Origin of the sequence: Staphylococcus sp. IVB6214 (assembly GCF_025558585.1) — a bacterium.
Classification (GTDB): Bacteria; Bacillota; Bacilli; order Staphylococcales; family Staphylococcaceae; genus Staphylococcus.
Window position 1 is genome coordinate 2,088,313 of the sequence record NZ_CP094723.1, and the last position, 11,721, is coordinate 2,100,033.

The following is an 11,721-nucleotide window of genomic DNA, read 5'->3' on the forward strand; positions in this document are numbered from 1 at the left end:
AAAACGATTTGACAAATCGATGTTTCACCTGATTCAACTCCGTCTATTCCGATAGTTAATTAAGGTCATTCAATATTGATAGTCACTGTCAACGTTCCTATCTCTCAACATTTCTAAAAACCTTGCCATATATTAACCATAAAAAGAACCCCACATATTTTGTTTTTAAAATATATGAAGTCCTGTTTAAATTGATAACTATCTCTTGTTTTTTCTAATTTTAGATTTTAAGAGCATCTACTTGTATTTTTGTACACTTGCATAACGTTCTACTGGCTGAGTGCTGTTTCAAGCGCTTTGTCACTCACAATATCGGGATGAATTGGGTTGTTTTCATAATATTTTCCTGTACGGTCTTTAATTTTATAATTCGTAATGTTCATTTGTGTCCCATCATAAAGTTGCAGTGTTGTATTAGCTGTCGTATACGTCGCAGTGTCTTTACCGATAAACTGTGTATGCGAGCGTCCTTTAAAAGCAAGGGCCGTAATCTCCCCAGAACTTGCTGTCTTATTGCCGATGAGTACATCCACCGGCGTGTCTAAGTCCTTGGACCCAGCTTTCATTTGTAACGGCGTACCACCACCATTGATTTTGCCTTTTTTCAATGTGGCATCAAAGCTGTTCCCTTTACGATCGACCCACGACATAAGTGTCCCATCTGGAATAATCTTAGACAATCCTGCAATCATCGGTCCCATATCACCACCGTCATTACCTTGTAAGTCTACAATCACACGTTCGTAATCCTGTTTTTCAAGTGCATCATTCAATGTTTTCGCATAACGTTCTGCTTCTTTTTCACTCCCCATGAATCCCGGCAATTCTAATACAAGGGTTGTACCTACCTTTTTACTTGTTGGATACGCTACTTGATCTTTCATATCGCTTTGTTCAGATGGGGCTTGAAGAAATGAGTGTTTACCGCCAGCCACTTTCAATGCTTTACGCAATGCATCGTGGGTATCTTCATATGACTTTGCATCCTTTGTCGTTTGATAAGCTTCTTCTTTGGCACGTTCCCACTGTTCTCCCTTGGCATAGAGTCCTTGACTCTCCATTTGCGTGATTGCAACTTTGACATAGTCTTTTGTCGATGGTTTTGTCACATAAATATTGTAATAAGGTCCATACGTTTTGAGTAAAAAGAACACAGTGATTGCGAGTACTGTCACAACACCTATACCCCACCAAACAATCTTCTTCATCTGAAACACTCCTTGTCTTCCTATTATCGATACAATTATAACATGCTTAATTACAGCTTTAAGCAGTCATAAAAAAACACCTATGAAGGGTATCTCCCTATCATAGGTGTTACTCATTGATATTAGTGTGCTAACATTTCTTCTTTCACTTCTTCTTTAGAAAGATCAGCTGGGTAGTATGTTGGCCAGTTGTCTAATTCTTTTAAGACTTTATCACGGTCGTTACCCATGAAGATATGGTAGTGACCTGTTTTAACCGGTGCAATGTTGTGGTCACTGAATTGTACATATTTCGGTAAGTCTTTAGAACCTTCACCGTCTAACTTGAATGTGTAACGTACGCCACGGTTACCACCTTCATAGTCTAAGATGTCTTTACCATCATATTTATACGTACCTGTTACAGATTTGCCATTTCTTGTGAATGTCATTGTGTCATCTGTAATTTTGATATTTTCAATGTCTGTTTTGTAACCAACATCATAGTACTCTTTATATTCTTTTGCTGATTTGTCGCCTTTTTCTTCAGCTTTATGTTCAAATACTTCGTCTAATGTACCATCTTTTAATAATGGGTATACAGATTGCCATTCGCCCGCATAGTCTGATAACTCACGGTCTTTCACTTGGCTATCTTTGAAGTAACCGTCTTGAATTGCTTTTGAGTGTTTGTCAGCAGCTTTTTCATCTTCAACTTCAATCTTATCATTCAATGCTTTTTCAATGTTTTTGATGTTTTCTTCCATTAATGTTTGATAAGTTGCATCTTTGGCTTGATCTTTTGAAACAGCTTCCATGTTGTTAAATTTCAAAGGTTTCGCGTCTGTTTCTTTACGAATTGTATCAGTTACTTTATTTGCGACGTTTTCTTCGTACAAGATGTATTTCGCACCTGTTTCGTTGATTTCGTCTACAATTTTAGTTAATTCTTTTTGTGATGGGTCTTCTGCATTCAAGCTTTGAACACCTTTTTGAACGAAACCATAACGGTCTGCTAAGTAGCCAAGTGATTCGTGTGATACGAATACTGCGTGCCCTTCATGACCTTCTGTTGCTTTTTCCATTTTGTTATCAAGTTTATCTAAATCTTTCAATAACTTGTCAGCATTTTCTTTGTATTCTTTTTTGTGTTCTGGGTCACGTTCACTTAAGTCATCACGAATTGCTTTGACAAATGCTTCATCCATGTTTGGATCTAACCATACGTGTGGATCGTAACCACCGTGATGATGATGTGCATGACCGTGATCATCTGACTCGTGATCATGTTCATGTCCTTCTGCTTCATGGTCATGATCTTCGCCTTCATGATCGTGATCGTGCGCTTCACCTTCGTGATCATGTTCATGTTGGTCTGTTAATAACTCTGTCTTATCAAGGCTATCTTCAAGAGATAACTTGTGATCGTCTTTCTTGATTGCACCGGCTACTTTCTTAGCAACTGGATCTAAATTATCACCTGTGTATACGAACACATCTGATTTACTCGCGTTAATAATATCTTTTTGTGATGGCTCGAAACTATGTAAGTCCGCACCTTTAGGGTAAATAGAATCCACTTCGACGTGTTTCCCACCGATTTGTTCAACAAATGATTGGAGCGGATAAACTGTTGTTGTTACTTTCATCTTGTCGCCTGAAGAAGCTTTATTATCATCAGACTGACCACATGCTACTAATAACGAGCTTGCAAGTGCTGCTGTCGCTACTACTTTTAAACTTTTCTTCATTTATTAGACGCCTTCCTTCAAATAGTAATCATTACGATTAGAATTATACATGAGACTAGACAAATGTGCAATGACGTTTTTTGTTCATTTGTCAACTTTTTTTATGCTTATTTTATTTAATCACACAAATAAAGACACTTCAGAAACCTGCGTAAAAGGTTTCCAAAGTGTCTCGTATTTATGATTGAATTGCTGCAAAACCACGGTCTAAGTCAGCAATAATGTCGTTAATATGTTCAATACCGATAGACAAACGGATTGTTTCCGGCTCAATACCTGCTGCACGCTGCTCTTCTTCCGTTAATTGTTGGTGTGTTGTTGATGCTGGATGAATCACTAATGACTTCGCATCTCCTACGTTAGCGAGTAATGAGAACAGTTCCAGTCCTTCGATGAACTGCTTTCCTGCTTCATAACCGCCTTTCACGCCAAATGTAAAGATAGATCCTGCTCCTTTTGGTAAATAACGCTGTTTATTTTCATAGTACTCATTTGATTCTAAACCAGCATATTTCACCCAAGCCACTTGATCATGTCCTTCTAAATAATGCGCGACTTTTTCTGCATTTTCAACATGACGTTCAAGACGAAGTGACAATGTTTCTAACCCTTGAGTTAATAAAAAGGCGTTGAATGGCGATAGTGCCGCACCTGTATCACGCAAAAGTGTTGTGCGGATTTTGAATGCTAATGCTGCTTCACCAAAAGCATCTTTGAACACAAGTCCATGATATGACGGATCTGGTTCACTTAACCCTGGGAACTTGCCATCCCCCCAGTCAAAGTTACCTGCATCCACGATGACACCGCCCATTGACGTACCGTGACCACCGATAAACTTCGTTGCTGAGTGAACCACAATATTTGCACCGTACTCAATCGGACGGAATAAGTAGGGTGATGCAAATGTATTATCGACGATGAGCACAATACCATGTTTCTTTGTCACAGTGGCTAAAGCATCAAAGTCATCAATATTCCCTTCTGGATTACCGATTGTTTCAATGAAAAGTCCTTTTGTATTTGGACGGATTGCTGCTTCAATTTGTTCCACTTTCGTTGTATCTACTAATGTCACTTCAATGCCAAACTTAGGTAATGTATGACTGAAAAGCGTGTGTGTGCCACCATATAATTTGTCACTAGCTACGATATGATCGCCATTTTGTGCTACGGCTTGAATAGCATACGTTATTGCTGCCATACCTGACGCCACTGCAACACCCGCAACGCCACCTTCTAATTCGGCAACACGTGTCTCTAACACTGCCGTCGTTGGGTTTGTTAATCGTGTATAAATATTCCCCACTTCTTCTAACCCAAATAATCTTGCTGCATGCCCTGTATCATCAAATGTAAATGAAGTCGTTTGATAAATCGGCAAAGCACGTGACTTGGACACTGCATCTACCTCTTGTCCTGCATGTAATTGCAATGTTTCAAATTCGAATGATTCCGCCATATGATTCCCTCCTATAAATAAAAAAGCACACAGGCAAATCTCAACTTGTATCAAGATTTCCTGTGTGTATCTATTCGTATAATCAATAGTCGATTTGATTATAAAAGACTTATCTCTCAGGTTCGTATCACCTGCAGGAATTAGCACCTAACTCAATAGGTTGCCTGGTTTCATAGGGCCTGTCCCTTCACCAATCTTGATAAGATATATTTATTGTCACCTGTTACTTTTTAAATGTAACGCTATCATATATCAGAAAATTCCGAAAGTCAACCAATCTTTTTCGAATTCCGAGATATTTATTCAACATAGATGGCACGTCCTACCGAGAATGTTTCTCTAAAGGTCGGCATATGAATTACCCGTTGGTTCAGCGAGCCACGATAGGCAAGATTAGGACGATAGAGATGTTGTATAAACATCCCGTCCACAAGGACATCGATATTTTGAAGGATTGTCTTGCGTTCATCATCTTGACACCACAAATACTCGAGTTGATAACCTGTCCACACCCAAATGTCTTTCGTATGACCAAAGTGATGACGAAACGCACGGATTAACGGTACAATAACCGCTAAGTTGCAGAAAGGTTCACCACCGAGAATGCTCAACCCTGAAATATACGAAGGTTCACAAGCTGAGATTACTTCATCGATAATCGGATCCGTGAATGGTTCACCATAACGAAAATGTTGTGCTGCGACATTGTAACAACCCGGACAACGAAACGGACACCCCGATACATAAAGGCTGCAACGAACCCCTTCACCATCGACAAAACTATGCGTTTCAATTTTGGCAATGTATCCGGATCCCTGTATTAACGGTGCGCCTTTCATGATTTCGGCACCTTCATATGTTTAACCCGTGCACAAATCTCCTTGTGTCGTCCTTCAATCGTTGGGCGTTGCACTGGGTTACCAAGATAGCCACATGTTCTTTTCACTACATCAACCGTTTCGGGGTCTTTGTTACCGCAGTTTGGACAGCAATACCCTGTGTCTGTCGTATCAAAGTCACCTTCAAATCCGCATTCATAACAATGGTCGATTGGAATATTCGTTCCTAAGTAACTGACACGATCATATGAATAGTCCCATACCGCTTCTAACGCCTTTTTGTTGTGGTCTAACTTCGGATACTCACAGTAATGAATATAACCCCCGCTCGCATAGTGTGGATAGTCTTGCTCAAAGTCCAACTTCTCGAACGGCGTCACATCTTTGCGCACATCATAATGGAAAGAGTTTTGATAATAGCCTTTATCTGTTACATCAGGTACCGCACCGAACTGCTCATAATCTAAACGACAAAAACGATCGGTCAATGATTCACTTGGCGTACTGTATATGCTAAACCATACATCATGTTCTGCCGTCCAAGCATACTGATAGTCACGCATTGCCTTTAAAATATCAATCGTAAATGCCTTAGCTTCTGGATTCGTCTCCCATTCAGGACCATAGAACACGGTCGCCACTTCATAAAGACCAATATATCCCATTGAAATTGTCGCACGCTGGTTGTCAAATAACGTAAACACATCATCTTGTTCTTGCAAACGATATTTAAATGCACCATGCTTGTACAAAATCGGTGCATTATTCGGTTCAGCTTGTTTCACGCGCTCAATACGAAACGCCAACGCATCATGTAGAACATTCATACGCTCTTCAAAGAGTGACCAGAAATGTGCCTTGTCGCCATTTGATTCTAGAGCAATACGTGGCAGATTCAATGTCACAACACCTAAGTTACAACGTCCGCTATTCTCATACTCCCCTTGTTCATTTTGCCAAGCAGGTAAGAACGAACGACAACCCATTGGCGCCTTGAAATCTCCTAAAAGTTCAACCGTCTTGTCATAATTCAAAATATCCGGATACATCCGCTTCATTGAGCATTCTAGCGCTAATTGCTTAATGTCATAATTGGGATCAGTCGGAGCGAAATTCACGCCTTTCTTAATTGAAAAGACAAGTTTTGGGAAAATGGCTGTTACACGATCTTTTCCTAACCCTTTGATTCGTGTTTGTAGAATCGCTTGTTGGATTTTACGACTCATCTCATCCGTTCCCAAGCCGAAACCAAACGTCACGAAAGGTGTTTGCCCATTAGACGTATAGAGTGTATTAACTTCATATTCTAAACTTTCAATCGCCGCAAAAATATCTTGCGTCACTTGTTCATCGACATAGCATTCGATATCTTCTGGACGGACATATTTTTCTGCCATTGCACGGTGTTTACGTTCATTATGTATCGCATATTCACTGAGTACTTCATCAATTCGATCAATCGTACAGCCACCGTACTGGCTGCTTGATACGTTCGCAATCATTTGCACAAGTTGTGCCGCTGCCGTTTGAATCGACTTCGGTGATGTTACATGTGCATTCCCAATTTGAAATCCATGTGCCAACATATCTTTCGCATCGATCAAACAACAATTCGTCAGTGGTTGAAAAGGGTGATAATCTAAATCATGAAAGTGAATTTTTCCTGATTGATGTGCCGCAGCCACATGTTGTGGCAACAGATGCATCAATCCATATGATTTTGAAACAACACCTGCAGTCAAGTCACGCATTGTAGCAAATGTTTGACTGTCTTTATTTGCATTTTCATTCACAATTGTCGGATCTTTTGTGATCAGCCCTTTAAGGTCTTTTTCTAACTGATTCATATTTACACGCTTCTTCCTACATATAGTGTCTGATACTCATTTTAGATACTATATATAGTGTTTTCAACTCACAACAAAGCTGTTAACTGATTTGTCATTTCTTTGAGAACGTTATGTGAACTTTACACCTTGCACAATTATATGTTGATCATTACATGCGTTTGCACCATTCATTTTCTTAACAATACAAAAAAGCGCTACACCCCTTATCTCAGAGTGTAACGCCCCAACTATCTTATAATATGAAATCTAGAATGCCATAATATATGAAGAACATCTTTTTGCTTAATTTTGTTAAATAAAGAATTAAAATGATAAGTGTTGATATAAATATCACTGATTTATATTTCTTTTTTTCTTCCTTTTCTTCCTTAGATTCTTCACTTTCTAAATAAGCAAGCAGTTCAGCTTCAATCTCCTTGTTGATTGCTTCATTCGGATCTTCATGCTTTTCATCGACGACATCATGGTCCTTTACTTTTTCTTCTGTCATCTGACTAACTCCTTACTACTATTTTTTAAATACATGCTGATACTGTACATATCCTGACAAGTAATGCTCAATATCATCAATTCGTACGCGATACCCGTGGTGCTTGATAAAGAAACTATTCAAAATGCGACTTGGATTTTTGAAATACATCGCAATTTCAGGGTAGAAAAAGCCTGTGCGCTCGTAGTCTGCTCGTGTATGAATCGTATCTAAAAACTTCTCTTCATCTAATAGTTCATCCACTAAATGTTGGTACCCTGATACTTTGGCCTTTTCAACTAAATGATATGTTGCCATCAACATCTCTAGGAATGTCGGGAAGGTTGTCTCCCTCTGTTTCATATAATCTAAATATGAACTTACGTTGTTGATACCAAATCTGAAGTATTTCTCGTGTGGTGTCACTTGAACTAATTCGTTCGTACAATAACCAAGCCAGTGGTCATGATACTTCCAATAATCATTTTTGATGAAATGCTCAAACAATGTTTGCACTGTCTTCAACCAGCGTTCGTCATGATCTTGTTGATACAATCGTAATAAACCAAGTGCTGCTTCCCCATCGTAATACACGATACGGTACTTCTCTTTAACTGAGAAGTCTGGGTAATTTAAAATATGCACCGTTTCACCCGTAGTGTCATCAATCATCTTCAATACACCTTCTGCAACACCTTGTGCATATTTCAAGTAGCTTGTATTTTTACCGCCGTGTTTTATATACTCACACACTGCAAAAATAAACGCAGCATTTTGCCCAAGTTTTATCTCATTAATATCTTTCGTATCATCAAAGACAAATTGTGCGCCTGTCTCATCCGTTGCAATATAATGTTTAATAATATACTCAATCGCGCGTTCAACCGGCTCTAAATCTTTCCCTAAGTATGATAAGCCTTCTACCAACGAATATGTCGAAGATGAGTGACGTAATATATTATAGAAGTTGATCGTATTATCAAAATGTGGGAAGTAACCATAAATGTAACGACCGTCTTCTTGCAACATACCTTCTAAAAATGTTGTACTATGAGCGATTAGGCGATCCATCTCTACATTTAAATCGTCTATTTGACGAAGGTTTTTTTGATAGCCTTTACTGTGAAGTCGATAGACACCTTCTCCATCAAAAATGAACCCTTGTGTATAGAACTTTGTGACTGTCTCACCTTTATATGCCGCAATGCTAAATTTGCGACGATGACCTGTGTATTTCTTCATATAGTTGTTGATATTGTCTTCTGATAAATACATGTTTGATGTCCCTTTTTCAGGACGAATAAAAGCATTCGCATTAATCTCTTCTGGCAAAAATGTCAGATACCAATTTTTATCCAATGCGATACCAAAATCTACATAGTTTCGTCGTGTACGAACCAATTCTTCTGCTACATCATCGAATAATACAGATTCTGTGTCTGTTACGATATCAACCTTAATCCACTCCGGAAACTTGCCTACTTTTGATCTAAACTTTTGACAGTATTTATGAATATCTCGATCAAGATGACGACGATTTTTAAATAGACTGACTTGTGCTTTCCTATCTGGAATACCTAAACTAATGAAAACATAGTCATACGCCAACGACTCTTGTTCAATTTTTTTAACAAGTGCTTGAATATTATTTTCTAGCGTCATACCTCTTCTCCTTTTAATCCCATTTACTATACTTTACAAGTATTTAAAGAATTCTGCAACGGTTAATAAACGCATGATAACTTAAAACATTCTATGTCTATACATTGTAAAATCTGTATTAAATAAAATTACGATAATAGATATATATTCTATTAATATTATTCAATACTTTCACAATCAATATAATACGTTCTGAAACATAATATTTTTAACTTAAACATAAAAAAGAAGCACCTCATATCGTTATGAGATGCTTCTTCTGTGTTCTGGAATCATCCAGATTTTTATCTATTAGTCTTGGATTTTACTTATAATGGCGGAGGAAGAGGGATTCGAACCCCCGCGAGCCGTTAAGCCCCTGTCGGTTTTCAAGACCGATCCCTTCAGCCGGACTTGGGTATTCCTCCATATCTCGAACACAATAACCATAATATAATAGCTACAATATAATGTCAACACTATTTTCAAATTTTTTCATACTTTTTTTGCAGCTCATGTTTGATATTCACTTCTTACTAAGATACGCTTATTTTATTCATTTGTATTTTGTTCATAAAAGGAGCGACTTCCATTGATTCATCGATTATTTCGAAACCCATGGCATATCATTATCGGTATTTGCCTAGTACTAACTATCGTGCTCATCAGCTTCACTTATTGCAATGCATCCTTTTATCAAGTACCCATTGGGAAAGTGACAAAAGTAACATCGCATCACAGTAAAAAAACAGTTGATGAACAACATAATCGCGACATACATTATACAGATCAATTATCAGTCAAACTGTTAAACACCTCTCAAAAAGGGGCAACTTTGAATGTTGAACATCAGTACAATGCCTCTCATACTGAAGCTCAGCCATACCGCGCAGGTGATCGACTTCTACTACATATCAATACATCAACAAATGAAGCTTATGTTGTGGAAAAGAAAAGAGATACGCTTGTTGTGACAGTATTGAGCGTATTTATACTCGCCTTACTTGTCATCGGTCAAAGAATTGGTCTACAATCAATGGCTTCATTAATAATGAACACTGGAGCAATTCTAGTTGCGGTATGGTTATATAACCAAAATCCAAACCTAGACCTATTTCTTTTGATGAGTATTGCAGTGGTTGTAGCAACGAGTCTGACGCTAACACTCGTCACTGGATGGCAGTCACGAACAATTGTGACGATTGCGAGTACCCTACTCGGTACATTTATATGTGTGGGTATTGCGTGGCTCGTCATTACCTTAACGAATAGTCAAGGGATCAAATATGAGACAATGAGTTTTTTAACAGTGCAACCTAAAATGATTTTTCTTACTTCCGTGTTGGTTGGTACGCTTGGCGCGGTGATGGATGTCGCCATTACGATATCGAGTGGCATGTATGAAATTTTACAGCGCACACCATCCATCTCGACGCAACGTTGGATTAAAGCGGGCCAAAATATTGGAAAAGATATCATGGGGACAATGACGAATATTTTATTATTTTCCTATTTAGCAGGAAGCCTTCCGATGTTGTTATTATTTTTAAAGAACGGCAACACATTGACATACAGTATTTCAATGAACTGGTCTCTTGAGATATGTCGCGCCATCACAGGTGGTATTGGCATTGTACTAACTGTGCCACTTACCATTCTTCTTATGCAAATCTGGCATCGCTGGAAAGGGGGAAGCATCTAATGAATGCGATTTTGATTCTGATGCTCATCCTATTCATCTTGATGAGTCTACTTGGTGGAAAAACAGGCGTCGTTTCGTTTTTTACTTTGTTTTTGAACTTTATCATTCTATTTCTCACACTATTATTTATTGTGTTCGGGGCACCGATTTATATCATGTGTTTCGTTTTCAGTCTATTAATCGCAGCCGTCAACCTGTTTCTTCTGAACGGTGTCAATATCAAAACGGTTGCTGCTTTTATTGCAAGTATTTTCACTACATTACTTATGTTGGCAGCTATTTATTTTTCAGTACAGACTGGACATCTACAAGGTTTTACACCTGAAGAACAAGATGAAACATATGTGTATTCTTTAAATATTGGTATTAATATGACACAATTTATGATATTTACAGTCATATTAGCAGTTATTGCAGCGGTTATTGATTTGGCAATCACAATCAGCTCACCCATGTTTGAACTGCATGTGACAAATCCTGCATTAACACGGAAGCAACTCTTTGTTTCTGGTATGCGTGTTGGTAGAGAAATATTAGCAACTTCTGCAAATACAATCTATCTCGCCTTTTTAGGGGGGTCTCTAACATTACTATTTTGGTTTTTTAACTTGGATTATCGCTTAGGCCATCTAATAAATACCAAACTCTTCACACAAGAGATCATTACGATTGCACTTGGCGGAATTGCAATTGCGATATGTATCCCTATTACCGCTTTTATGACAGCAACGTTACTCACACGGCCAAAAAAATAACATCTGGAACATTGATGATACGAACTGCTTGAGATTGGGACAAAATTCTACTGTTAAGGCATTTT

At 38.3% G+C, this 11,721-nt stretch carries 9 protein-coding genes, 1 tRNA gene and 1 riboswitch; of the genes, 2 read left to right on the forward strand and 8 right to left on the reverse strand.

The window, feature by feature from the left end:
- Positions 1–269: 269 nt before the first annotated feature.
- The 8 genes from MUA51_RS10280 to MUA51_RS10315 all read right to left on the reverse strand — a co-directional run bounded on the left by MUA51_RS10280 (position 270) and on the right by MUA51_RS10315 (position 9,627).
- Positions 270–1,208 (reverse strand): S41 family peptidase, encoded by a 939-nt coding sequence (locus MUA51_RS10280; protein ID WP_262559757.1) that lies wholly within the window; start codon positions 1,206–1,208, stop codon positions 270–272.
- A gap of 122 nt (positions 1,209–1,330) precedes the next feature.
- A complete protein-coding gene (gene adcA / locus MUA51_RS10285; RefSeq protein WP_262559759.1) occupies positions 1,331–2,938 on the reverse strand; it encodes a zinc ABC transporter substrate-binding lipoprotein AdcA in 1,608 nt (535 codons plus the stop codon).
- 178 nt (positions 2,939–3,116) lie between these two features.
- Entirely contained in the window at positions 3,117–4,400 is a 1,284-nt protein-coding gene (locus MUA51_RS10290; protein ID WP_262559760.1) for an O-acetylhomoserine aminocarboxypropyltransferase/cysteine synthase family protein, read from the reverse strand.
- Positions 4,401–4,506: 106 nt separating this feature from the next.
- A riboswitch (SAM riboswitch) is annotated at positions 4,507–4,606 on the reverse strand.
- A gap of 93 nt (positions 4,607–4,699) precedes the next feature.
- Positions 4,700–5,239, reverse strand: coding sequence for an anaerobic ribonucleoside-triphosphate reductase activating protein (nrdG, locus tag MUA51_RS10295; RefSeq protein ID WP_262559761.1), 540 nt, complete (start codon positions 5,237–5,239; stop codon positions 4,700–4,702).
- The gene (nrdD, locus tag MUA51_RS10300; RefSeq protein WP_262559764.1) at positions 5,236–7,086 is read right to left on the reverse strand and encodes an anaerobic ribonucleoside-triphosphate reductase; all 1,851 of its coding nucleotides are present in this window, start codon (positions 7,084–7,086) and stop codon (positions 5,236–5,238) included. The genes nrdG and nrdD overlap by 4 nt, the downstream gene beginning before the upstream one ends.
- Before the next feature lie 235 nt (positions 7,087–7,321).
- The gene (locus tag MUA51_RS10305; RefSeq protein WP_262559766.1) at positions 7,322–7,579 is read right to left on the reverse strand and encodes a hypothetical protein; all 258 of its coding nucleotides are present in this window, start codon (positions 7,577–7,579) and stop codon (positions 7,322–7,324) included.
- A gap of 18 nt (positions 7,580–7,597) precedes the next feature.
- Positions 7,598–9,220 (reverse strand): poly(glycerol-phosphate) alpha-glucosyltransferase, encoded by a 1,623-nt coding sequence (locus tag MUA51_RS10310; protein ID WP_262559767.1) that lies wholly within the window; start codon positions 9,218–9,220, stop codon positions 7,598–7,600.
- Between the two features lie 314 nt (positions 9,221–9,534).
- Positions 9,535–9,627: transfer RNA gene (locus MUA51_RS10315), tRNA-Ser, on the reverse strand.
- A gap of 167 nt (positions 9,628–9,794) precedes the next feature.
- Between MUA51_RS10315 and MUA51_RS10320 the strand changes: the two genes are divergently transcribed.
- Both MUA51_RS10320 and MUA51_RS10325 read left to right on the forward strand, forming a co-directional pair.
- A complete protein-coding gene (locus MUA51_RS10320; protein WP_481906534.1) occupies positions 9,795–10,901 on the forward strand; it encodes a YibE/F family protein in 1,107 nt (368 codons plus the stop codon).
- Positions 10,901–11,656 (forward strand): YibE/F family protein, encoded by a 756-nt coding sequence (locus MUA51_RS10325; protein ID WP_262559769.1) that lies wholly within the window; start codon positions 10,901–10,903, stop codon positions 11,654–11,656. Before MUA51_RS10320 ends, MUA51_RS10325 begins: the two co-directional genes overlap by 1 nt.
- Positions 11,657–11,721 lie beyond the last annotated feature (65 nt).

Coding starts and splice junctions, on each gene's coding strand:
- MUA51_RS10305 (WP_262559766.1), bottom strand. CDS start 7,579: ATGACAGAAGAAAAAGTAAAGGACCATGATGTCGTCGATGAAAAGCAT.
- MUA51_RS10310 (WP_262559767.1), bottom strand. CDS start 9,220: ATGACGCTAGAAAATAATATTCAAGCACTTGTTAAAAAAATTGAACAA.
- nrdD (WP_262559764.1), bottom strand. CDS start 7,086: ATGAATCAGTTAGAAAAAGACCTTAAAGGGCTGATCACAAAAGATCCG.
- MUA51_RS10280 (WP_262559757.1), bottom strand. CDS start 1,208: ATGAAGAAGATTGTTTGGTGGGGTATAGGTGTTGTGACAGTACTCGCA.
- MUA51_RS10290 (WP_262559760.1), bottom strand. CDS start 4,400: ATGGCGGAATCATTCGAATTTGAAACATTGCAATTACATGCAGGACAA.
- adcA (WP_262559759.1), bottom strand. CDS start 2,938: ATGAAGAAAAGTTTAAAAGTAGTAGCGACAGCAGCACTTGCAAGCTCG.
- nrdG (WP_262559761.1), bottom strand. CDS start 5,239: ATGAAAGGCGCACCGTTAATACAGGGATCCGGATACATTGCCAAAATT.
- MUA51_RS10325 (WP_262559769.1), top strand. CDS start 10,901: ATGAATGCGATTTTGATTCTGATGCTCATCCTATTCATCTTGATGAGT.